24 protein-coding genes and 2 pseudogenes are annotated in these 21,082 nt (G+C 60.7%); 17 read left to right on the forward strand and 9 right to left on the reverse strand.

Annotated features, from left to right (window positions below; all coding sequences use genetic code 11):
* Positions 1-167: 167 nt before the first annotated feature.
* A protein-coding gene (locus JWJ88_RS10025; protein WP_205293927.1) for an IS5-like element ISPme2 family transposase occupies positions 168-994 on the reverse strand; the annotation gives its coding sequence in 2 pieces (ribosomal slippage) (positions 168-619 and positions 619-994; 828 coding nt in all).
* Between JWJ88_RS10025 and JWJ88_RS10030 the strand changes: the two genes are divergently transcribed.
* Positions 891-1,274 (forward strand): DNA methyltransferase, encoded by a 384-nt coding sequence (locus tag JWJ88_RS10030; protein WP_407673849.1) that lies wholly within the window; start codon positions 891-893, stop codon positions 1,272-1,274. The genes JWJ88_RS10025 and JWJ88_RS10030 overlap by 104 nt on opposite strands.
* 76 nt (positions 1,275-1,350) lie before the next feature.
* Entirely contained in the window at positions 1,351-1,908 is a 558-nt protein-coding gene (locus JWJ88_RS10035) for a hypothetical protein (protein ID WP_205293928.1), read from the forward strand.
* 6 nt (positions 1,909-1,914) lie between these two features.
* On the opposite strand, the gene JWJ88_RS10040 is transcribed toward JWJ88_RS10035, so the two are convergent.
* Positions 1,915-2,469, reverse strand: coding sequence for a DUF3489 domain-containing protein (locus JWJ88_RS10040; RefSeq protein ID WP_205293929.1), 555 nt, complete (start codon positions 2,467-2,469; stop codon positions 1,915-1,917).
* A gap of 7 nt (positions 2,470-2,476) precedes the next feature.
* Here JWJ88_RS10040 and JWJ88_RS10045 point away from each other — a divergent pair.
* Both JWJ88_RS10045 and JWJ88_RS10050 read left to right on the forward strand, forming a co-directional pair.
* Positions 2,477-3,607, forward strand: a pseudogene (locus JWJ88_RS10045) (phage portal protein); the annotation flags it as partial.
* Positions 3,607-4,143, forward strand: a pseudogene (locus JWJ88_RS10050) (ATP-dependent Clp protease proteolytic subunit); the annotation flags it as partial. The pseudogenes JWJ88_RS10045 and JWJ88_RS10050, both read left to right, overlap by 1 nt.
* Before the next feature lie 267 nt (positions 4,144-4,410).
* Here JWJ88_RS10050 and JWJ88_RS10055 read toward each other — a convergent pair.
* Both JWJ88_RS10055 and JWJ88_RS10060 read right to left on the reverse strand, forming a co-directional pair.
* The gene (locus JWJ88_RS10055) at positions 4,411-5,364 is read right to left on the reverse strand and encodes a hypothetical protein (protein ID WP_205293930.1); all 954 of its coding nucleotides are present in this window, start codon (positions 5,362-5,364) and stop codon (positions 4,411-4,413) included.
* Between the two features lie 180 nt (positions 5,365-5,544).
* On the reverse strand, positions 5,545-6,453 hold the full coding sequence (locus JWJ88_RS10060) for a hypothetical protein (RefSeq protein ID WP_205293931.1): 909 nt from the start codon (positions 6,451-6,453) through the stop codon (positions 5,545-5,547).
* A gap of 442 nt (positions 6,454-6,895) precedes the next feature.
* Here JWJ88_RS10060 and JWJ88_RS10065 point away from each other — a divergent pair, with 442 nt between their 5' ends.
* The 13 genes from JWJ88_RS10065 (at position 6,896) to JWJ88_RS10125 (ending at position 17,669) form a co-directional block, all read left to right on the forward strand.
* Positions 6,896-7,993 (forward strand): Fic family protein, encoded by a 1,098-nt coding sequence (locus JWJ88_RS10065; protein ID WP_205293932.1) that lies wholly within the window; start codon positions 6,896-6,898, stop codon positions 7,991-7,993.
* 585 nt (positions 7,994-8,578) lie between these two features.
* On the forward strand, positions 8,579-9,247 hold the full coding sequence (gene trhA, locus JWJ88_RS10070; protein ID WP_205293933.1) for a PAQR family membrane homeostasis protein TrhA: 669 nt from the start codon (positions 8,579-8,581) through the stop codon (positions 9,245-9,247).
* 169 nt (positions 9,248-9,416) lie between these two features.
* On the forward strand, positions 9,417-9,800 hold the full coding sequence (locus JWJ88_RS10075; protein ID WP_205293934.1) for a DoxX family protein: 384 nt from the start codon (positions 9,417-9,419) through the stop codon (positions 9,798-9,800).
* A 369-nt stretch (positions 9,801-10,169) separates the two neighbouring features.
* Positions 10,170-11,225, forward strand: a complete 1,056-nt coding sequence (locus JWJ88_RS10080; protein ID WP_240200155.1) for a FecCD family ABC transporter permease — start codon at positions 10,170-10,172, stop codon at positions 11,223-11,225.
* Complete coding sequence (locus tag JWJ88_RS10085) at positions 11,222-12,025, forward strand: ABC transporter ATP-binding protein (RefSeq protein ID WP_205293935.1); 804 nt, start codon at positions 11,222-11,224, stop codon at positions 12,023-12,025. Before JWJ88_RS10080 ends, JWJ88_RS10085 begins: the two co-directional genes overlap by 4 nt.
* Positions 12,015-13,022, forward strand: a complete 1,008-nt coding sequence (locus tag JWJ88_RS10090) for an ABC transporter substrate-binding protein (protein ID WP_205293936.1) — start codon at positions 12,015-12,017, stop codon at positions 13,020-13,022. The genes JWJ88_RS10085 and JWJ88_RS10090 overlap by 11 nt, the downstream gene beginning before the upstream one ends.
* A gap of 27 nt (positions 13,023-13,049) precedes the next feature.
* Positions 13,050-13,880 (forward strand): DUF364 domain-containing protein, encoded by an 831-nt coding sequence (locus tag JWJ88_RS10095; RefSeq protein WP_205293937.1) that lies wholly within the window; start codon positions 13,050-13,052, stop codon positions 13,878-13,880.
* 24 nt (positions 13,881-13,904) lie between these two features.
* Positions 13,905-14,147: a hypothetical protein gene (locus JWJ88_RS10100; RefSeq protein ID WP_205293938.1), complete on the forward strand. Its 243-nt coding sequence runs from the start codon at positions 13,905-13,907 to the stop codon at positions 14,145-14,147.
* A 363-nt stretch (positions 14,148-14,510) separates the two neighbouring features.
* Positions 14,511-15,719, forward strand: a complete 1,209-nt coding sequence (locus JWJ88_RS10105) for an MFS transporter (RefSeq protein ID WP_205293939.1) — start codon at positions 14,511-14,513, stop codon at positions 15,717-15,719.
* A 627-nt stretch (positions 15,720-16,346) separates the two neighbouring features.
* Positions 16,347-16,553 carry a cold-shock protein gene (locus JWJ88_RS10110; RefSeq protein WP_205293940.1) on the forward strand — a complete coding sequence of 69 codons (207 nt, stop codon included), beginning with the start codon at positions 16,347-16,349 and terminating at the stop codon, positions 16,551-16,553.
* Between the two features lie 55 nt (positions 16,554-16,608).
* On the forward strand, positions 16,609-16,806 hold the full coding sequence (locus JWJ88_RS10115; protein ID WP_205293941.1) for a hypothetical protein: 198 nt from the start codon (positions 16,609-16,611) through the stop codon (positions 16,804-16,806).
* Positions 16,807-17,031: 225 nt separating this feature from the next.
* Positions 17,032-17,403, forward strand: a complete 372-nt coding sequence (locus tag JWJ88_RS10120; protein WP_205293942.1) for a hypothetical protein — start codon at positions 17,032-17,034, stop codon at positions 17,401-17,403.
* A gap of 62 nt (positions 17,404-17,465) precedes the next feature.
* On the forward strand, positions 17,466-17,669 hold the full coding sequence (locus tag JWJ88_RS10125) for a hypothetical protein (protein WP_205293943.1): 204 nt from the start codon (positions 17,466-17,468) through the stop codon (positions 17,667-17,669).
* 667 nt (positions 17,670-18,336) lie between these two features.
* On the opposite strand, the gene JWJ88_RS10135 is transcribed toward JWJ88_RS10125, so the two are convergent.
* The 5 genes from JWJ88_RS10135 to JWJ88_RS21985 form a co-directional block, all read right to left on the reverse strand.
* Entirely contained in the window at positions 18,337-18,540 is a 204-nt protein-coding gene (locus JWJ88_RS10135) for a hypothetical protein (protein WP_205293945.1), read from the reverse strand.
* Between the two features lie 8 nt (positions 18,541-18,548).
* Positions 18,549-18,842, reverse strand: coding sequence for a transposase (locus JWJ88_RS10140; RefSeq protein ID WP_205293946.1), 294 nt, complete (start codon positions 18,840-18,842; stop codon positions 18,549-18,551).
* A gap of 78 nt (positions 18,843-18,920) precedes the next feature.
* Positions 18,921-19,193 carry a transposase gene (locus JWJ88_RS10145; RefSeq protein WP_240200156.1) on the reverse strand — a complete coding sequence of 91 codons (273 nt, stop codon included), beginning with the start codon at positions 19,191-19,193 and terminating at the stop codon, positions 18,921-18,923.
* A 795-nt stretch (positions 19,194-19,988) separates the two neighbouring features.
* Entirely contained in the window at positions 19,989-20,894 is a 906-nt protein-coding gene (locus JWJ88_RS10150) for a HipA domain-containing protein (RefSeq protein ID WP_205293947.1), read from the reverse strand.
* An 11-nt stretch (positions 20,895-20,905) separates the two neighbouring features.
* Positions 20,906-21,037 carry a hypothetical protein gene (locus JWJ88_RS21985; RefSeq protein WP_256439702.1) on the reverse strand — a complete coding sequence of 44 codons (132 nt, stop codon included), beginning with the start codon at positions 21,035-21,037 and terminating at the stop codon, positions 20,906-20,908.
* Positions 21,038-21,082 lie beyond the last annotated feature (45 nt).

Consider the following 21,082-nt stretch of genomic DNA (forward strand, 5'->3'; position numbering starts at 1 on the left):
CCAAGCTCTAATTTTCAGCATCTGCGTAACGGTCATTGGTGTCGGAACGCTCGCAAGCTGGATATTTTCCAATATAATAAAGGCATGACAAGCAAGGGTCGAACATCAGGTGTAATTGTCAGTGTCAGCTTGGAGTTTCTTATATTTTTAATATCTACTTACCTAGGTCATGTTGACAAATGGCGGAGCCAGAGGCGGATCGACGTGATGTCGATGAAGCCCAGGAAGCTTTCGGCGGTCTTGTCGTAGCGGGTGGCGACGCGACGGGCATTCTTGAGCTTGTTGAAGCACCGCTCAACGAGATTGCGCAGGCGGTAGAGCCTGCGGTCAACGGCGACCCGTAGCTTCCGGGTTTTGCGCATGGGGATGACCGGCACCACGTCGCGCACCTCCATGGTCTTGCGGATGTTGTCGGAGTCGTAGCCGCGGTCTGCGAGCAGAACGCTTGGCTCGGGCAGGTTGTCAGCCATGACCAGATCGAAGCCGAGGTAGTCCGATGTCTGCCCGGCCGTGATCTCGGTTCTCATGGGCAGGCCTGCCGCATTGACCCGCAGATGGATCTTGGTCGTGAAGCCACCTCGCGAGCGGCCGAAACCTTGGCGCGGAGTCCCCCTTTTGCGCCCGCTGCCTGATGATGAGCGCGAACCACGGTGCTGTCGATCATCTGCAGCGCATCCGGCACGATCCGGCTCTCGTTCAGCGCCTCCAGGATCTGTTCCCACAGCCCCGCCAACGTCCAGCGCCGGAACTGCCGATAGACAGACGACCATTTGCCGAACTCTTCCGGCAGGTCGCGCCAGGGCGACCCCGTTCGGGCGATCCAGAAAATCCCATCCAGAACAAGCCGATGGTTCGTGGGCTTGCGGCCGTTCGGAGAACGGACAGCCAGGATGAAGCGTTCAAAGAACGCCCACTCGTCGTTCGACATCAGGTTTCGTGCCACGCTGGTCAACGCCAAGACCGGCACAGGCAACGCGATCCAGAGCCATCGCATCCCGGACTCTGTCTTCCGCATTATGCGCCACAAGGGCGGGCTAGGTGCTGCAGGGTCGCACCCGGCCGTGTTTCCGGTGGCGCTGGTCGAAGCGGTACTGACCGCGTTTTCGGATCCCGGCGACCTGATCTACGAGCCGTTTTGCGGCTCCGGCACCCAGATCGTCGCCGCCGAACGCGCTGGGCGGCGGTGCTTCGCGATTGAACTGGATCCAGTCTATTGCGACGTGGCCGTGCGGAGGTGGGAGATCGCGACCGGGAAGAAGGCGGAATTGGACTAGAAGTGCCTTGGAATATAACTGCCCGAACCTCTTTGGGTCTGCTAGACGGTGTCTGACCAAATTCAGCGGATACATCATGCCACGCAAGTCTCTTCCACGCGCTCGTATTCAGGGCAATCTCGATGGCCTTTGTGGCGTTTATGCCGTCGTCAACTCAGTCCGAAACATCAGCCCCAAGAGGCTGAATGGCGACCAAGAAAAAGAGCTTTTCCGTCAGCTGATTGGATTGCTGGGCAAAGAGGATCGGCTGGAAGACGCTCTCTGCAATGGAATGACGGTTCAACCATTAGGCCGACTTATCGATGCCGCCAGCGCATTCCTGCAAGCCACACATGGCACTCGGCTTGGTCGTCAGCTTGCCTTCAGAAAAGCTCCGGAAGGGCTCCAGCAGTTTTGGGATGCCATCGTTGAACATTTGGACGAACATGGACCGGGATCAGTGCTTCTCGGACTTGGGGGAAAGCATGACCACTGGACCTGTGTAGGCACTATGAGCGAGAATACCATTACTCTAATCGACAGCGATGGCATTCGCCGCATCCATCGCAAACATTGCACAGTCGCCGATGCCAAAGGCGTACGGCATCACGTGCTTTGGCCGACCCAAACATACCTCTTGCATGCTGACACATAGACTTATTCATTCAGCGTTCTGATCATCGGACTCTATTCTATAGACAGATCCCCTGCCCGTGACCCGTTCGGAACCGATATGCAGGCCCAGCTTCTTCTTGAGGGCACCTGAGATCGCACCGCGAACAGTGTGAGCCTGCCAGCCTGTCTCGGCAACGATCTCGGAAATTGCCGCGCCTTCAGGGCGCCGAAGCATTGCAATGAGCATTGCCTGCTTGGTGCCCGTGCGCGGCGTCGGCTGTCGCGCCTCCGGTGCCTTCGTCGCGTGTTGGTGGATCGCAACCACGGTTTTCACCACCACCGGTTCGATCCCGATGGCCAACAAGCCAGCATCCGTCACCACCAGCGTGGTGCCATGGCCATCGCCAGTTTCGCGCCAGAGCGGTTCATTTCGCCGCAGGTTGGCGTCAACCTCCTGCAGCCAGCCGTGTTCAATCATCTTGGTGACTGCCATCTTCGCTGCTGCACCGGCCAGCCCCTTGGGCAGCGGCAGGGCGATGTTTTCAGGGCGCTGGGCTCCCGCGCTGAGGATGATGGTCTGAGTTTCGGTGAGCTTCGTCATGGCGGGGTTCCTGTCAGGCGAGGTGTTCATCCGCATCCGGCCGCGCCGGGCCGAGGACGGTCTGACCGTGCCCCTTCAGCTGCAGATGCTGCCCGCCGAAATGCTGCCCTTGGATATGAACCGCACCCTTCCCGGTGCGGGACTGATCCGTCAGGGCATCGAGTTCGACGGAATCGGCCGACGTGTTGCCTATCACTTCCTGCGCCGTCACCCGGGCGATCTGACCGATCCCGGCCTCGCGGGCGAAACCGTGCGTGTCCCGTCCGCCGACGTGATCCATGTGCTGGACCCGGTCGAGGCTGGCCAGCTGCGCGGCGTGTCGCGGTTTGCGGCCGCTATCGTCAAGCTGTTCACGCTGGACCTCTATGACGACGCCGAGCTGGAGCGGAAGAAGATCGCGGCGATGTTCGCGATGTTCATCACCTCGCCCGCGCCGGAAACGCCACTGGAACCGACCGACGAGGATCTCGAGGTCGAACCCGGCCAAGTGGTGCGGCTCGATCCAGGCGAGGATGTCTCGACCCCGGCGACGCCAGACTCGGGCGGAACCTATGAGCCGTTCCAGTACCGCACACTGCTGCAGATCGCGGCCGCGCTGGGCGTGCCCTATGGCTATCTGACCGGCGACACGGCGAAGGGCAACTTCTCGAACACCCGGATTTCTCTGATCGAATTCCGCCGTCGGATATCCGCCTGGCAGCATGGGGTGCTGGTTTATCAGCTTTGCCGCGCCGTCTGGGTGCGCTGGATGGACACCGCCGTGTTGTCGGGTTCCCTCGACCTGCCCGGCTACGACAGCCGGCGCCGCCACTATCAGGCCTGCGCCTGGCTACCGACCAAATGGGACTGGATTGACCCGATGAAGGACGCCTCGGCCGAGATCCTGCAGATCGAAGCGGGCCTGAAGTCTCGGACGCAAGCCTTGGCGGAACGCGGCTACGACGCGGAACAGGTGGACCGTGAAATCGCCGCCGAACGGAAACGCGAAGCGGCGCTGGGCCTAGACTTCCGGCGGCCGGGGTCACCCGCGCAGGGGCCGGGTGAAGGCACGGCGAAAGATGCGGATCAGGACAGCGCCAAGGACGACGAGGCCGACGACACCGCCGATGAAAAACCCGACCCCAAGGAGGGCGCATGATGCACCACGCGCAAATCGCCCAGCGCGCCTTCAACACGCCGTTGATGGTCGACCCGGCCAAGGCGCTGGCCTTCCTGTCTGGGTTGGGGCCGCGCATCACCGGACAGGAAATAACCTTCCATGGCGTTGACGCGGACGTTTCCGATCAGACTGCAGTTGCTCTTCCAGCCCGGGCCTCGCTCTTCGGCAATGATCTCGCCCAGCGCCATCAGCGAAACGGCTCTCAGCCCTTTGCGGTGGTCGATGGCATCGCCGTGATCGAAATCGCGGGAACGCTGGTTCATCGCGGCGCATGGATCGGGCAATCCTCGGGTTTGACCTCATACGAGGGCATCGCCGCACAGCTGCAGGCAGCTGTCGCGGATCCCGGCGTTCGTGGCATCGCGCTGGACATCGACAGCTTCGGCGGCGAGGTCGCCGGGGCCTTCGATCTGGCGGATCGCATGCGGGCCGCCCGGGCGCAGAAACCGGTGCACGCATTTGTCGCCGAACATGCTCTGTCGGCTGGCTATGTCCTCGCCTCCCAGGCCGACCGCACCTGTGGTGGAATACAGCGCCGATGATCAGGCGCTTGCCGCTGATGAGGTGAAGGCGCTGCAAGAGGGCGCGCTGATTGTCCAGATGCTTGCCGATTATGTTGTTCTGCGCGACCAAGCAAAGGCGTGCCGGTGAAGCAAAAGACCTGCAACGCGCAGTTGAAGGCTTAACTCTTTGAAATGGTGTATGAGCAACGCAGAAATCGAAAAACAGTCAATCCATGTAATCTGCATGAACAGCAGCTCTGGCCGAGACGGCTGCGCGATTTATTGGTCATTTCGATAAGTGTTCAATGCCTGTTCAAGGTTTGGGACACCGACGCGACGGCGTTCTTTCCGTTTTGGTATGTCGTTGAGCCACCGGACCAGATCGCCTTCAAGTTCCGGGTGTTGGGCGAGTTTGAAGCGGTAGTGTGTAAAAAAGAATGTACGCAGCGCACGCATTAGAATTTGATCGTTTCCGCGACGGATCAGCACTGTGCGCGAAGGTGATGCAGCGAAGCTATCCCGGTTCGCGAGGACAGCCTTGAGCTCGTGTGCGCTATCAGGGGGCGACAGACGGCAAAGGTCGGTCGCGACATATTTGACGATCCGAGTGTAGAGAAGGTGATCGTCAAAAGTGGCTGCATCGAACCGGTGCGGAGCATCGAGGCTATATTCTTCTGTTACCAGATCGCGATATCCGACGACTTTATTGTGCTCGGCAAGCAAACGCGTAGTCTCGACACCTGAATGCGCTGCGTAATTGCGTAACAACCGGTAGTATTCGAGCAAGTCGTATCGCTCGCGACCTATTCTCTTTTTGTTCAGATCAAATCCACCGTCGATGGATGCCAAAGTATACTTGAGGTCAGACTCACCATCTTGGCGGCTACGCCACTGGCGGCCTAGCGCAAGCTGCTCACGCCGGAATCGTTCCAGGAAATCCTCAAAGTAGCGCGAAGTGCCGACGAGCAGCAGCCTCGCCAAATGAGACGGCAACCCGTTCAGGTCCACGAATCGCGTTGGAATCCTGTATTTTCGAGCCAACCCAAGTCCGAACTCGGCCGGGTCGTCGCACTTGGATGTTGTTTCAGAGAGATATCGGGCGGAGATCGTAAGCGCAGCTGCTAGTCCGTCAATAGCGCCGAGTTCAGCGACCAGAGTTCGATAGCTGTCAAATATGAAGGGTATGTCCTGACGTGGCTGCTTAGTCCTTGGCAGCCGAACCGCATCGTCCATAGGTTGTTCTCGTGCTGAATATACTTCGAGGTTACCGGTATTCACCGAGATCCGATAGCGACTTTCGCATCCAGAATTTCGTGCGCGTACCACCGACGACTTTTCTCAGGAATTTTCTTGGGGAGCGTTCCACTTCCCTACTGTCGGCTTTGGGCCAGCTTCGTCTGAATTGTTGGACATTTAGTCGGATGGGTGAACCACCGTCCCAGCCTCTACCACCCGAACGGTCTCGTTCACCGGCCCCAACCCTCGAACGTGCGCTTTGCGCCAGCTCGCTCCCTTGGCGGTCCGCATGTAATGCCCGCGAACCCGATGGGCCCGACGTCGGGCACCTCCGACACCGCCCTCTTCGTCATCAACCGCCTGCAGGTGCAGCCTGCCTTGGACGTTCACCCGGATCCTAGTCACGACCGGTGGCGCCCCAACGGGAAGCGCCCCGGCTCGTTCCATACGCCGCCGCTCCGGGCGAGAGAACATCGGCTCGTCATTGGCATCGAGAGGCCCACCCTTCGCGGCGATCAAGTGCATCGCCCCGACGGCGTTCAAGATCGCCCAGCCAGTTTGCGGGAACGCTTCACCAAAAAACTGACTGACCCGTTCATCCTGGGTTCCCTCATATTTGCTGATGAACCGTGGAGAGGTAAAAGGATCGGCCCGCATATCGAGCTTCCCGTCAGCATCCACCGTCAAAAATAGCAAGGGCTCAATCAACGGCTCACCGCTCGGCCGGTGAAGACTACAAACAAGAATTTTTCCGACAACCTTCTGGATCAGGACACCAGATTGGCTGCGCGTTTCGCCGATATCCTCCTCGAATTCCATCCAGACCGAGTCAAACGGCAGCGGTGCCTCGAGGAGCAGCGGGCCGAAATCCTCGACAAGCTTCACGCCGGTCTGGACTGTGGCGATCAGGTCGAGCGCAGCTGGTTCAATGACGAATGGTTTGGCACGATAAGCCAGATCACGGACCATCTTGACCCGCCTGTAGCGCTCCTCTTGATCATCGCTGTGCAGCTTCATGAGAAATGGGTCCGACGCCGGGTCCGCCAAATGCCTGTCGTAGATTTCTCTAACCATCTTGAGAAGCACGGGCCATTTCTCCTACGGTTGCATTATCGCGCATGAGCGTGACGCTTGGACAAAATCATCCCCTGATTGACCTGAGAGTTTCAAGCGTCAAACTGACAGTTGCACATTCCTCTGGATGTCTTCTGACCTCTGATCCGGCATTTGACTATGGCGCAGACCTGTAGGGTTTGCCGTGGCATTGCTTGGCTGGTCATGTGGGGAAATCCGGCCACACAGCAAGAATAGAGCTTGATAGGGAGGAATGACCGATCATAGCGGGTCGGCCGAAAGGGTCGGTTTCATTTTCATCCTGCCGGGCGAGTGCGGGTAGACCGTCAAGCAAGCGGCGCACCCACCTTCATGCGGAGAATAGCAGTGGCAATCTCCGCACTTCTTGCGGCGTTAATTCTTGCGGATTCGGCGAATAGGATGCATTATCGCCGCATCTGGCGCGGAGTTTACGATGTACATCTGGGAGAGGTCAGACTGGCCGACACTGACCTGGCGCGATGGCAGCATCGCGACACCGCTGGCGGCGGTGCGTCACGATCAGGGTCGCCTGATCGGCCGGATGGAATCCCTTGGGTTCAAGCTGCGCGAAGAAGCGGTGCTGCAGACTCTCACGCAGGATGTGCTCAAGACCAGCGAGATCGAAGGCGAGGCGCTGGACGCCACACAGGTCCGCTCATCGCTTGCAAGACGCCTTGGCATCGATATCGGCGCCCTGCCCCCGACCGACCGCAACGTTGAGGGCATCGTCGAGGTAATGCTGGATGCGACCCGGAATTACACTGCACCGCTGACGGCAGAGCGCTTGTTCGGTTGGCATGCCGCCCTGTTCCCGACCGGGCGCAGCGGCATGACACGGATCCGCGTCGGCGATTGGCGCGACGACAGTTCGGGGCCCATGCAGGTAGTGTCGGGACCGGTCGGCCGAGAGCGGGTGCATTTCGCGGCACCTCCGGCTGACAGGGTCCCGGTGGAGATGGACGCGTTCCTGGCATGGTTCAATGCACCCCTGTCCACCGATCCGGTGATCAAGGCGGCTCTGGCGCATCTGTGGTTCGTGACCATCCACCCGTTCGAGGATGGCAACGGCCGCATCGCCCGCGCCATCGCCGATTTGGCGCTTGCGCGATCCGAGGCCAGCCCGCAGCGGTTCTACAGCATGTCGGCGCAGATCCGGATCGAACGGTCAGACTATTATGATGAGCTGGAGCGCACCCAGAAAGGCGCGACGGATGTGACGGAGTGGCTGACCTGGTTTCTCGCCTGCCTTGGCCGGGCGATCCACGATGCTGATGGCGTCCTGGCAACAGTCATGGCCAAGGCCCAGTTCTGGGAACGCGCCGCAGCGCTGGCGCTGAACGAACGCCAGATCAAGATCCTGAACCGACTGCTTGACGGTTTCGAGGGCAAGATGACATCGTCCAAATGGGCGACCATCGCGAAGTGCTCACAAGACACCGCGAACCGCGACATCGCGGCATTGCTGGATCTGGGGCTTCTTCGCAAAGGGGAAGCTGGTGGCCGCAGCACGAGCTATGAGCTTGTGATCTGAGGGGTTCGCAGCCGGGCTCCATGCCACTCTCAAAACGTTGACATGGCGTTGACACAAAATGCACAAGCAAAAAGCCGCCCTTGCGGACGGCTCATAACTTCTTGATATATTTGTCAGATTTGGTTGCGGGGACAGGATTTGAACCTGTGACCTTCAGGTTATGAGCCTTGTTGAGATAATCTTGCGTGTCGTTTGAGATAGATAGCCATGTCGCATAAAAAATTATCGCAATAAGATCATACAGTTGGCTGCTGCCTTGAGATACTGACCCATGTCGTCCGACATTCCTTATATGACAATTAGTTACGGCAAATTGCCTTTAAGGTGGTTCGGGCGCTGACCTGCCCGTGAGGGATAATTCTGCGCCACTGGAATGGCTCCGAATCTCCCTCTGCCGCGCCCTGAGCCAACCTGCCACAATTACCTGGGATTCGTCGCAAAACCAGACGCCGCAATACCCGCAAAGTGGCAGCCATGCGCACAAAGTTGGCACGAAACGGGCTCGGGCCGATCCGACGCGGAATAAACGGCAAATGGCGGGGGTTTGATTTGCCTCGGCACAGTCGCAGAACATAAGTTGGCCGCATGAGCGCCATTGGACACATCCACCGACCCTACAGTCGCGCCGAGCGTCTCAGCGATGGCGTGGTCCATGTCCTGGGCGTGGCACTTGCAGCCATAGCGGTCCCCACCCTGATCACGCTGACCGCCCTATCCGGCGCAGGAGGGGCGGCAATCGTCGGCGTATCGGTCTATGGCACTACGTTGATCCTGATGCTCAGCTTCTCGGCGCTGTGCAACATGGTGGACAGCCCAAGATGGGCGGGCTTGCTCAGGCGGCTGGATCATTCGGCCATCTATGTGAAAATTGCAGGCACCTACACGCCGTTCACGCTGCTTTCCGCGGGTCAGGCGCCCGGGTTGCTTGTCGGGTTGTGGACTGCGGCGGCCTTTGGCTTGTCGATGAAAATGGTGGCCCCGGCGCGGCTGAGATGGTTCGCACTGGCACTTTATCTGGCGATGGGTTGGGCGGCGCTTTACGCTGGCGGGCAGATGCTGGCCAGCCTTCCCGGATCGGTGCTCGTGCTGATGCTGGTCGGCGGCAGCATATATACCATCGGTGTGGTGTTCTTCCTTCTGGAGCGCCTGCCCTTTCACAACACGATCTGGCATGTCTTCGTGCTGGCGGGCAGCGTGCTGTTCTTTATCGCGGTCGCACAATGCATCGCGCATATCCCGGCAGATAACTTCTGACGACCCAAGGCTTGGCCGCGCCATCGCTTAAAGCCCGCAGATCGGGCAACCGTCCGCCATCAAACCCGGGACCGGGCCGCAAGTCCGGGACATTCCTTCCAAGCAGCTTGTCTTTTGACCGGCCCGGCTGTTCACTGCCCATAGCAACAACCTGCACGCGAGGGACACAATGATCCGCAATCTGTCTGCGCTACAGCCGTATGCAATCGGGCTTCTGCGTATCGTCACCGGGCTGCTCTATTTTGAGCACGGAACCCAAAAGCTGTTCAGCTATCCGATCCCGGGCCCCGAGACACTTTCCGCCCTGTCGCTTGCCTCCGGGCTTTTGGAGGTCATCGGCGGTGCGCTGATCGTCCTTGGCCTGTTCACCCGGCCGGTGGCGTTCATCCTGTCCGGCCACATGGCTTTCGCCTATTGGATGGTGCATGCGCCCAATGGCTTTTTCCCGGTGGGCAACGGCGGTGACGCGGCCATCATGTTCTGCTTCGTATTCCTGACACTCGTGACGACAGGTTCTGGCGCATTCTCGCTCGACAATCGTCAAGGCCGCTGAGAGCTTTCCCGTCCCTCGGACCACGCCGAGGGACGACGCATTATTTATCCTCACGGATCATGGGCATCGTCTGGGTTGGTCCCGGCTTTGCCCAATCTTTCGTAACATGGCGGGCCCGCATCCTTTGACCGGGATGCGCGTGCGCTGCGGATCCGTCGGTCCATCGGCAGACGGGGTTTCCGCACGCCCCGGGCAATATGCCGCAATAGACCCTTGCTTCCATTTCGTTATGCTTGAACAAATATAACGATTCGCCGAAACATTAAGGGGCGGAATGACGATTCGTATCGGCACAGGGTTGGTCAGGGCACGGATAAAGCACCGGTTTTCGTCCAACAACTCTTGTCGCCCACAATCAAGGTGACGCGAATGCTCGGGCCGGCCTCTATCGAATCGCCGCATCCGGCGGCGCAGCCAATGCGTCGGCAACGGACGGTGGTTCCTGTGCTGGGGCTGACGCTTTTGGGACTGGCGGTACTTTCCCTGGGATTGGGCCGGGTCTCCATACCACCCGGCACGGTTCTTGCGGTACTGGTCGCGCAAATATGGGAAATCCCCGCGGATTGGACGCCGGCCGTCGAGCAGATCGTGGTTCATGTCCGGCTGCCGCGCATTTTGGCCGCGATGTTGGTGGGGGCAGCGCTGGCCGCAGCGGGGGCAGCCTATCAGACGTTGTTTCGCAACCCTATCGTGGCACCGGACGTGCTGGGGGTGTCGGCTGGGGCGGGATTCGGCGCTTCGCTTGCGGTGACGCTGAATCTGGGTGCATGGGCGATTCAGGCGGGTGCTTTCGCCATGGGGCTTTGCGCGGTGGGGCTGGTCTTTGCCGTGGGTCAGGCCATAAATCGCCATTCGCTGATCGTGCTGGTGCTTGTCGGTGTGGTGATCGCGGCCTTTTTTCAGGCGCTGATCTCGGTGCTGAAGATCATAGCCGACCCGGTGGATGTGCTTCCGGCAATCACCTTCTGGCTGCTGGGAGGGCTGAACCGGGTCACATCTGCCGACCTGCCCCTGGTGGCGATGCTGATCGGGCTGGCGCTGAGTGTGCTTTACGCTCTGCGTTGGCAGGTCAACGTGATGAGCGTCGGCAGCGAAGAGGCACGGATGCTTGGCGTGGACGTCGGCGCGATCCGTCTTGCATTGATCCTGTCGGCCACGCTGATGTCCGCAGCGGCGGTTTCGATCGCTGGAATCGTCGGTTGGGTGGGGCTGGTCGTGCCGCATATCGCCCGGCTGCTCGTCGGCTCGTCCTTTGAGCGATTGCTGCCCGTATCGGCGCTGACCGGTGCATTGTTCCTGCTGCTGGTGGACAACCTGTCGCGCGGCGCCACCACAATGGAGATACCGTTGGGCATCACCGCCAGCGTGATCGGCGCACCACTGTTTCTGCTGTTGCTGTTGCGCACAAAGGCAGGCTGGTCATGAGGCTGGCGGTATCGGACCTGTCCTTCACCCACGGAGCCGGTGCGCGACCGTTGCAGGAGATCGGCTTTTCGCTGGACCCCGGAGAGGTACTTTGCCTGCTGGGCCCGAACGGCGCCGGCAAGACGACGCTGCTGCGTTGCCTGATCGGGGCGCTGACCCCCTCAGGCGGCTCGATCCTGCTGGATGGGCGGCCCATTGACAGCCTTTCCCCGCGCGCTCTGGCCCGCAGCATGGCGTATGTGCCGCAGGCGACGCAGCCCGCCTTTGGCCATCTAGTGCGTGAAATGGTGATCATGGGCCGCTCGCCGCATCTGGGACGGTTGGATATACCGGGCCGTGCCGATCAGGCCATCGCCATGGATTGCCTGGACCGCGTGGGGCTGGCGCATCTGGCCGAGCGGTCCTTTTCAGCCATCAGCGGCGGCGAGCGGCAATTGTGCCTGCTGGCACGCGCTTTGGCGCAACAGGCGCGGCTGCTGATCCTGGACGAACCTGCCGCCAGCTTGGATTTTGGCAATCAGTTGCGGCTGCTGGACATCATCGTCGGACTGGCGCGGGATGGGTTGGGCATCCTGATGGTCACGCATCACCCTGATCATGCCCTGCATGCCGGCAGCCGCTTCGTCGCGCTGCGCGAGGGACGGGTCCATGGCGCGGGTCCCGTCGCGGATCTGGCGCAACCCGGTTATCTGAGCGCGCTTTACGGTCGTGGCGTCCGCATCATCCGGGATGCCGATGGCACGTTGGCCTGCGCACCGCTTTTCCCGTCACCGCAACCAGAGAGCAGACATGTTCCTTAAAGCAATCCCCCTTTTGTCAGGGCTGCTTGCCCTTGGCTTGTCCGGCGCCGCGCTGGCCCGCGATATCACCGACATGGCGGGCCGCACCGTCACCGTGCCCGACCGGATCGACAGCGTGGTGACGCTGGGCTCGGTTCCGGTCATCAACAGCTTTGTCTTTGCCGCGGGACAAGGTGCGCTGATCGCCAACGACCTGCCGCCGTGGGCGCGGCAATCGGGCCGTTGGGCATGGCAGGACGTTTTCGCACCACAGCTTGCTCAAAGCCCCCGCGTCGAGGATGCCGAACGCAATCTGGCCCTGGAGGAGTTGTTGACGCTTGATCCCGATGTGACGCTGACATTTGCGCGGGACGTGGCCGACCTGCTGGATCAGCACGGGATTCCCACCGTGGTTTTGCGCATCCAAACCCCCGAGGATGTCAAGGACGGCGTGGCGCTGGTCGGCGATCTGCTGGGTAACGAAAATATCGGCCCGGAATATGCCGCATGGTTCGACGGCATGCTGTCCGGGATCGCAACCAGACTTAAGAACGCGGGAGAGCGACCCTCGGTGCTTTATCTCAACCCGGTCAATATGACCCAGCCGCATCTGGTTGCGGAATGGTGGATCACGGCGGCGGGCGGGGATTCCGTCACCAACGACGGCCGCAGCGAGGAAACCCTGGCGCTGACCACCGAGGTCGTGCTGGCCGCCGATCCGGATTTCGTCATTGTCGGCGATCCCTCTCATGTTACCCAGTTGAACGACAATCCCAACCTGGCGCAACTGCGCGCAGTCAAAGAGGGCCGCGTCCTTGTCGCACCGATGGGCGCGCATATCTGGGCCAACCGAACGGTCGAGCAGCCGCTAACGGTGCTATGGGCGGCCTCGCATTTCCACCCCGCCCTTTTCCCCGAGGCCGGGTTGATCGCCACGGTGGGCGAGTTTTACGAAAACTTCTTTGGCACCAAGCTCAGCGACGACCAGATTCGCGCAATTCTGAGTGGCGCTGCATGAGCCCCTCTTGGCAGGAAAGGCATTCGCATGACCGCATCGCATCTTGAACGGACGCTTGACGCGATAACCGGCATCCTTGGCGACCAAGAGGCCGCGGTGCACAAGGTGGACCGCGCCACGCTTGGGCTGTTCTTTATCGCCGTTACGCTGGACAGCGGCCATACCGGCCTGTGCGCCACGCCGCTGAAAGAGATCCCCGAGGCAGTCTGTTGCCCCTCATCGGCCATGTCGATGCCCTTTCCGGGAAAATTGCGGGGCATGGGCGCGCTGCGGCTGGCGCAAGAGGCGCTTTCGCACACCGGCCTGCGCCGTGCGCTCGGCATCGCCGCGCTGAACGCGCTGGCGCATCTGGCCGCCGAACGGCGCGGGCCGCGGGGCTATCGCATCCTCGAAGGGGTGGACGCGTTTGATGTCGCCCGCATCCAGCCCCAAGAAACGGCGGTGGTGGTCGGCGCCTTTGGTCCGTTCCTCAAGGCTCTGCGCGGCATCGGCGCGCGGCATTTCGTGCTGGAAAAGGACCCTGCCACCCTGCGCCCGAATGAGATGGAGCATTTCCGCCCCGCCGAAAGCTATCCCGAGATCGTGCCGCAGGCGGATGTGCTGCTGATTACCGGCACGACGCTGATCAACGACAGCCTGCCCGGCTTGATCGCCTGCGCCCACCCCCAGGCGCGGGTGGTGCTGGTCGGTCCGACCGTTCCGATGCTGCCCGACGCCTTTCTGGTCCGGCGCGGCATGATTCTGGGCACCGTGCGCGTCACCGATTCCGATGCGTTGCACAACGTGCTGGCCCAAGGCGGGTCAGGCTATCACTTCTTTGGAAAATACGCGCCCAAGATCGTTCTGGCGCAGGACTGACTGGGTTTTCGAAAGGATAAGCAGATGAGCGACGATGCAGGAACCGTGACACTGACCAAGATGTGCCTGAAGCATGGCATCGACATGCCGCGCAAGGGCAAGTTGGCGGCACGCTTTCAAACCGCCTTTCCGGCAGCACATTACGATGAAGAGGCCGGCGAGTGGCGCATGGAGTGGAAAAAAGGCAGCTTTGCCGAATCCAACGCCCGGCTTGAGGCGTTCTTTGCCGAAAACGGCGTCAGCATCAGCCATATCGACAGGTGCTGAACGACTGGCAGGCACGGCGAAAGCCTGCCTGCCCCCAATCATCCAAACAGAAGGGCCGCCAAATGCGGCCCTTCGACTTGGCGTATGCGGAAATCCCCCTCTCGATCAAGGATTCCGATAGGGATCGTTGATGCGCATCGAAGCTAAGCCCTGCCGAACCTCAAGCATCCGGACACGGTCGGCTCCCAAGCATTCCAGACCCCTTCCCCCAGCAACAACGGCCCTACTCGTGGCGGTGGTCGCAGGGCATGACCGGCCCTGGACTTGGGCCCCTTGTCCACAGTGCGGTTTATGGTCACAGATAGGGTCAGGAAAACCCGACCTGCCGCTCGTCCATTCCCGAGAAAGTCGAAGATCACCAACATGACGACCGTCACCATGCCCGCCGCGCGTGCGAAAACCCATCTGACCGTGCTTATGGTGCTGGGCGTGTCGCATCTGCTGAACGACCTGATGCAATCGCTGATCCCTGCCGCCTATCCGATCCTCAAGGATACCTATGCGCTGGATTTCGTGCAGATCGGCATGATCACCATGACCTTCCAGATCGCCGGATCGCTGCTGCAACCGGTGATCGGCATGGTGACCGACCGTCATCCGGCCCCCTATTCGCCTGTGGTGGGCATGATGTTCACCTTGTCCGGGCTGGTCAGCCTGGCCTTTGCCCACAGCTATGCGATCATCCTTGTCTCGGTCGCGCTGATCGGCATCGGCTCATCTATCTTCCACCCCGAGGCCACGCGGATGGCGCGCTATGCGGCCGGGGGGCGGCAGGGGTTGGCGCAGGGTCTGTTTCAGGTGGGCGGTCAGGCGGGCGGCGCACTTGGCCCGGTCTTCGCGGCGCTGATCATCGTACCATGGGGCCAGCCGAGTCTGGCGTGGTTCGCCCTTGCCGCCCTGCTGGCGATGATGCTGCTGGTCTGGATCGGCAGCAAGCAACGCCAGATCAGCGCCGAGTTCGTGGCAATGCGTTCGGCCAGCAAGACGGGCGGCACCGGACTTGTCCAGCATGCCCCATTCACCATCGGGGTGGGGCTTGTCGTCCTTACCCTGCTGATGTTTTCCAAGAACGCCTACAGCGAAAGCTTTCGCTCTTTTTACACCTTTTACTTGATGGACCGCTTTGGGCTGTCGATCCCCGCGGCGCAGATGATGCTGTTCATCTTCCTGCTGGCCTCGGCGGCGGGGGCGCTGATCGGCGGGATCATCGGCGACCGCATCGGGCGCTATCGCATCATCTGGATATCGGTGCTGGGGCCGCTGCCGCTAACCCTGATCCTGCCTTTTGCCGATCTGTTCTGGACCGGAGTGCTGACGGTGATGATCAACCTGATCATGGCCAGCGCATTCGCCTCGATCCTGATTTACGCGATGGAGCTTTTGCCAGGTCGCATCGGGCTGATCGGGGGGCTGTTCTATGGCCTGAACTTCGGCCTTGGCGGCATCGCCGCAGCAATCCTCGGCGGAATGGCCGATAGCTTCGGCGTCGAAACGGTCTTTCGCCTGTGCTCATTCCTGCCGCTGGCCGGATTGCTGGCTTGGTTCCTGCCCAGGATCGAAGAACCGCGGTGAAAACCCAAGGTGCAGGGTTCGGTCGGGCGCGCGTGCCCGAAAGGCTGCCCAAGCGGGCATCTAAACGGCCAACCTGTCGCGCGGAAAAATAGTTCCCAATGTTCCCCGCCGATTGCGCGATAGCTTTGGTTGTCGGGGTGAAACTGCGCCTGAACCACCCCATCTTTCAATGATCCGCGCGGCACGGCCGAGCGGCACGGTATCACTGCGAGCCTTGGGCATACGCCCCTTGGCCGCACGAGTTCTTCCGATGCGCTTGGCGTAACAAGGCGGCCTTTGCGCTTAGCCGGTATATGTCATTGGAAGCATCAGAAGGTGAGACGGCGGGGTAATGCCCCGCCGTTCTTGCAAACGAACTTCGGCCGGCGGTTTCCCGCCAATCCCGGATCCAGCCCGTGGTTTTCCGGGTTTTCGCCTGCGGGCGACCAAGGTATCGCACCCGTTTCTAGCCCTCTTGCCCGGCATAGCCAAAGGTTTCCTTTGCTTTATCCGGCAGGAACGGGCATAGATGTGGGGCTACGTTGATTCTCTCTGCATCCTGTCTCCTTTCGGCTTCAGTCTGCTTTCGAACTGACTGAGCCGGGTTGCTGCATTCCGCGAGCAACAAATCCAAAAGGAGATCTCACGATGGCCAATGGCACCGTGAAATGGTTCAACGCCACCAAAGGCTTCGGCTTCATCGCACCCGAGAACGGCGGCAAAGACGTGTTCCTGCACATCTCGGCTGTTGAGCGCGCCGGACTGAGCACCATCGCCGATGGTCAGGCCGTGACTTTCGACATCGAGTCGGGTCGCGACGGCCGCCAATCGGCAAGCAATCTGGCACTCGCCTGATTTCTGCTGAGCAGCCTGGCCGTCCCGGCCGGGCTGAACCCTCTGGGAGGCCCGCATGGCTACCAAGGCGAGAAATCTATTCCGCGACCCTGCACCGCTTACAGCCATGGATCGCACGACCTCTGAAGCAAAGCTCATCATTGATGAACAAGCCCGCAAGAGGAACGAACTGACGGCATCCCTGAAAGCCGCAAGACTGGCACAAGAGGCGGCAGCTTCCGCCGAGACGCCCAAGAAAAAGCGCAAGAAATAACGCATTCAAGACAATGAATTGCCCGCAGGCGGCCCTCGCGGTGCAGCCACGCTATGAAGCGGCAATCTAGGGCGGCTGGCATTTCATTATGCGCGCAAGGCCGGATCCATCCTTTTGCCCGAGTCTGTCGCGAAGCTATCCTAACCCCGCTCCCATGATCCCGCTGCCGCATGTGGCAACGCGAAGTCTTGTCCGCAACCGCAAAACCGTGGATCAATCGGGGACATGACGGACGCGCAGATCCCAGACACAGCAAACCCGCCGCATGCGGCGCGGTTGTGGCTGGCAATTTTTCTGGCCCTGCTGGTTGCCATACTGCCGGGACCACAGGTTACCGCTGCGGCAAGCCAAACTGCGCAACTGAACCTTTCCACCAACGATCTGACGGCAATCCACGGCCGCGACCTGATCGCGCGCAAGGATGCGGTGCAGATCCGCCCGCTGGCCGCAACCGCCTTACCGCCGCCAAGTTTCGCGCGCCCGCCACCCCGTGCAGGGGCATCCGTCGCCTATGCCTATCGTTCCGCGACAGGGGCAGGCACCTGCCCGCTTGCACCGCACGCCCGCGCACCCCCCATCCTTCGCACGACCGCCTGATCGCCTCTGCCCCCGGTTGCGGGTTGGCAGATCACGACCCTTGCGTTCACGAAGGACGAAAGATGAATTCGCACGAAGAACCCCCGGCCAAGAGCCGGACACCGTTTGAGGCCCAGACACCGCCTGCCGACAAAGCATCGCCCGCACCCACACCGGTCCCCACCCCAGGACAGACACAATCTGGGAAGGCCGTGTTGCTGAACTGGGTCATCATGCTCGTCGGCTTTTGCGCCATTGCCTTTGCTGCGCATTGGCTGATTGGCTGATTGGCTGAGGTGGTATCCCTGCAGGTATCCCATCCGCAGGGGTTTCCCTGTCCGTCCCCCACACAGATAAATCAGTCACTCTTGTCCTGTTCAGGGCTGCCGTCATAGCACCCTTGCAGGCGGGAGATATCTTTCGTGGGGGTGGTGATGGCGGAGACGAAGTCATACGGCTTTTTATATTAAGCGCACGATTTTAAAGTAAAATAATTATAGCTTGATGAACCGCCAGAGCCGTTCGATGAAGATGTTGTCGAGGCACCGGCCCTTGCCGTCCATCGAGATCCGGGCGCCGATCCGCTTCAGCCGGTCGGTCCAGGCGAAAGACGTGAACTGCGAGCCCTGATCGGTATTCCTGATCCCAGGCGCGCCGAAGCGGTGAATGGCCCCTTCAGCGCCTCGACGCAGAAGTCGGCCTCCAGCGTGTTCGAGATGCGCCCGGCCAGAACCTTGCGGGTGAACAGTCCATGACGGCGACCAGATAGAGGAAGCCCTGCCGCATCGGCAGGTATGTGATATCGGCGCACCAGACTTGGCTGGGCCGATCGACCCGCAGCCCGCCCAGCAGGTAGGGGTAGGTCTTGTGCCCCTTGGCTGGCTTGCTGGTGTTGGCTTCTGGTAGATCGGCATCAATCGCATGAGCCGCATCAGGCGGCGGATGCGCTTCTGGTTACCGGGATGACCCTCGTAGGTGCTGGGTCATCTGGCGGACGCCATAGAACGGGGTTTTCAGGAACTGCCGGTCGATCAGCCGCATCAATGCCAGGTTCACCTCGGTCTCGCCCTGCGGTGCGTAGTAGAACGACGACCTTGAGATCGACAGTAGGCGGCATTGCGCCCCGATCGACAGCGTGGGGTGGTGACGTTCGATCATCCCGCGCCTCACTTGCCGGTCCAGGGCTTGAGCTTTCGTGACAAAAAATCGTTGGCGACCACCAGTTCTCCAATCTTGGCGTGCTGCGACCGCACTGTCTCCTCGTCGACCTCGGCCTTCTTCTTCCCGCCGTGCTCGACGATGCCCGACGCCCCCTCGAGCAGCGCCTTCTTCCACTGATGGATCATGGTCGGATGCACACCGTATTCTGCGGCCAGCTCCGACACGGTGCGCTCGCCCTTCAGGGCTTCCAACGCCACGCGAGCCTTGAAGCCCGCATCATGGTTCCTGCGTTTCGACATGTTCTGATCTCCTCGTCCTGGGAGACCAGCAGACGGTAGATCGTAGCTTCCGTCACTGTCCGATTCTCGGGGAGGTGCTCACAGAGGCAGGCAACCACGGAAGACGAACAGATGTCCGGCGAACGGATCCTGCTTCATCTCCACCGGCAAAAAGCGCGGCTCATCCGACGAGGGCGGAACCGACGCCGGGTTCGGTGTAGAGCGGAGATCGCGCAGCCACTTGAAGATCAGATTGGCATTCACCGCGTAGCGCCGCGCAACCTGCGCAACCGAAACGCCCGGCGCGGTCGTCTGGAAACAGATCGACCGCTTCTCCTCTTCCGTCCAAAGCCACTTTGTCCGACGCGCCACGCCATCACCATAGTGTCCACCATTAATAGTGGACACTATCCCGCACTCTCATGCCGCGGCAGAGCGGTCAGACCGAACGTACCCCTGTTGCATCCAATATGCTTCCAGGGCGTTTGGGCTAGAATGCAGAAAGCCTCCCGAAGGAGACCTAATACACTGATATATCAGAAAATCTGGTTTTGGAGGCAGGATTTAATCTTTACTTGCTGCCCGAGCAAGTAAAGATGGTTGCAAGTCTACACCATCAATACTTGTAATTCACTTCAACCAGTCACACCACCTCGCCTACTACAGATAGTGGTAGCGGTCTGTTTCGTATTGCAGCGTAGTTCTTGCTGTCTCTCCGATGGATTTCACAATGTTATAATAACATATCGGATTGCACCGACCACCGGGATATGTGGCATGCACTGATCATAGGAATATTGGCGGAGCCAATAAAAACTTACACGGCCAGCTACCGATCCAGCGTCTTCAGGATGCTGCCACATCTGGACCGGATCGCCTTCTCGACTTCGTCAAGCATCGGATGGTCCCCCGCCGGCATGGCCGCGACGGCGGCTCTCGCATCGGCAAGCCGGTCCTGAATCGCCTCGGCCAACGCCCTCACACGTCCCAGGGCCACCCTCGGCGCGAGCCCGCATTTTTCCGCCTCGCGCGATCAGTGCCACCCCTTAATATACTCGCCACGGCGCTTATCATCGACATCGAGCGCGAGGTTCTCGGTGATGCCGGGCCAGACCTTCGCGCCCATCACATCGTAAATGGGGGCAAGCTCGATGCCATCGCCCCGGATCAGATGGAATAGTTCTTCAGATGCGCGTCCGTGTTGCAGCACAGCACGTTGAAGACCATGGCATCCCAGAGCCGGAACACCTCGCCCGTGCCGCCGATGGCGCGCAGCCGGTCCATCATGGCGGCAAAGCTGACTTTCGGGCCGCTCGTCTGGTTGTGCTGGTATTTTGCCGATGGCGGCAGGCCAAGCGCTTGACAGAAATCCTCCTGATGCAGCCGACGCAGGGCCTCGCCCTGCGGCACGCGATCATAGCGTCCGACCAGCAGATAAAGCCGCTGACCCGCCCTGCCCGTGCTGACATCCGGCGCCCGCAGGCCGACCAGCCGCGCCAGTGTCAGGCACAGTGCCTCATTCTGCACGCCACCCCAGAGGCGGTCGCTGGCCGGCTTCAGGATATGGCTTGAGGCCGTGCCGTTGACCGGGATGGCGATGCCACCGCGCTCCAGCACACGCACGGCCAGCTTGCTCTGCACCCCGGCAAGCAACATGGAGACCCCGTCTTCCCCTACAAGGAACGGCTTTCGCGGAAGCTCGCCAATGATCCGTTCAAGTTCGTCTTCGGAGGCAACCTCTCGCACCTCACAGCCAGTCCCGCCGCGCTCAGCGAAAGAAATCGCCCCTGAGGTGTCACGTCCTACCCGTCCCAGAAGGGCCAGCACATCGGTATGAGGCACATCAAGAATGCGCGCCATCATGCGGATGGTATGATTGTCCTCGGGCAGCAGATTGATCAGCCAAGGGGCGAGCACCGGCCAGCCCCATGGTTGGGACTGAAGCGGCAGGGTTGTAGAGAGCGAAAGGGCACCGCCCTGTGCCAGCCACGCGGGATCATAGCGGAACGCCGGGGCGGTGGTGTCTCCCGTGATGATCTCGCCAACGGGATAACGCTCATAGAGCAACTGCATGGGTCAAGCGCTTACAACGGTGGAAGCTGGGGGGCGGAAGGCTTCAGCCCCTCGGGGAACAGATTGCCGATCCGCATCCCCAGCGCCTTGCGGCGCGCTCGGATGGCTGCGCCGAACTCCCGAGCCAGACGTTCTTCAGCCATGGACAGGGCTATGAAATCCTCGCACGAATGATACGTAGATGTATC

The organism is Paracoccus methylovorus, assembly GCF_016919705.1.
Taxonomy (GTDB): Bacteria; Pseudomonadota; Alphaproteobacteria; order Rhodobacterales; family Rhodobacteraceae; genus Paracoccus; species Paracoccus methylovorus.

Excerpts from the sequence above, each read along its gene's own strand:
- JWJ88_RS10030 (WP_407673849.1), top strand. The coding sequence starts at position 891 with ATGAAGCGTTCAAAGAACGCCCACTCGTCGTTCGACATCAGGTTTCGT.
- JWJ88_RS10035 (WP_205293928.1), top strand. The coding sequence starts at position 1,351 with ATGCCACGCAAGTCTCTTCCACGCGCTCGTATTCAGGGCAATCTCGAT.
- JWJ88_RS10040 (WP_205293929.1), bottom strand. The coding sequence starts at position 2,469 with ATGACGAAGCTCACCGAAACTCAGACCATCATCCTCAGCGCGGGAGCC.
- JWJ88_RS10055 (WP_205293930.1), bottom strand. The coding sequence starts at position 5,364 with ATGGACGATGCGGTTCGGCTGCCAAGGACTAAGCAGCCACGTCAGGAC.
- JWJ88_RS10065 (WP_205293932.1), top strand. The coding sequence starts at position 6,896 with ATGTACATCTGGGAGAGGTCAGACTGGCCGACACTGACCTGGCGCGAT.
- trhA (WP_205293933.1), top strand. The coding sequence starts at position 8,579 with ATGAGCGCCATTGGACACATCCACCGACCCTACAGTCGCGCCGAGCGT.
- JWJ88_RS10075 (WP_205293934.1), top strand. The coding sequence starts at position 9,417 with ATGATCCGCAATCTGTCTGCGCTACAGCCGTATGCAATCGGGCTTCTG.
- JWJ88_RS10080 (WP_240200155.1), top strand. The coding sequence starts at position 10,170 with ATGCTCGGGCCGGCCTCTATCGAATCGCCGCATCCGGCGGCGCAGCCA.
- JWJ88_RS10085 (WP_205293935.1), top strand. The coding sequence starts at position 11,222 with ATGAGGCTGGCGGTATCGGACCTGTCCTTCACCCACGGAGCCGGTGCG.
- JWJ88_RS10090 (WP_205293936.1), top strand. The coding sequence starts at position 12,015 with ATGTTCCTTAAAGCAATCCCCCTTTTGTCAGGGCTGCTTGCCCTTGGC.
- JWJ88_RS10095 (WP_205293937.1), top strand. The coding sequence starts at position 13,050 with ATGACCGCATCGCATCTTGAACGGACGCTTGACGCGATAACCGGCATC.
- JWJ88_RS10100 (WP_205293938.1), top strand. The coding sequence starts at position 13,905 with ATGAGCGACGATGCAGGAACCGTGACACTGACCAAGATGTGCCTGAAG.
- JWJ88_RS10105 (WP_205293939.1), top strand. The coding sequence starts at position 14,511 with ATGACGACCGTCACCATGCCCGCCGCGCGTGCGAAAACCCATCTGACC.
- JWJ88_RS10110 (WP_205293940.1), top strand. The coding sequence starts at position 16,347 with ATGGCCAATGGCACCGTGAAATGGTTCAACGCCACCAAAGGCTTCGGC.
- JWJ88_RS10115 (WP_205293941.1), top strand. The coding sequence starts at position 16,609 with ATGGCTACCAAGGCGAGAAATCTATTCCGCGACCCTGCACCGCTTACA.
- JWJ88_RS10120 (WP_205293942.1), top strand. The coding sequence starts at position 17,032 with ATGACGGACGCGCAGATCCCAGACACAGCAAACCCGCCGCATGCGGCG.
- JWJ88_RS10125 (WP_205293943.1), top strand. The coding sequence starts at position 17,466 with ATGAATTCGCACGAAGAACCCCCGGCCAAGAGCCGGACACCGTTTGAG.
- JWJ88_RS10135 (WP_205293945.1), bottom strand. The coding sequence starts at position 18,540 with ATGATCGAACGTCACCACCCCACGCTGTCGATCGGGGCGCAATGCCGC.
- JWJ88_RS10140 (WP_205293946.1), bottom strand. The coding sequence starts at position 18,842 with ATGTCGAAACGCAGGAACCATGATGCGGGCTTCAAGGCTCGCGTGGCG.
- JWJ88_RS10150 (WP_205293947.1), bottom strand. The coding sequence starts at position 20,894 with ATGCAGTTGCTCTATGAGCGTTATCCCGTTGGCGAGATCATCACGGGA.
- JWJ88_RS21985 (WP_256439702.1), bottom strand. The coding sequence starts at position 21,037 with ATGGCTGAAGAACGTCTGGCTCGGGAGTTCGGCGCAGCCATCCGAGCG.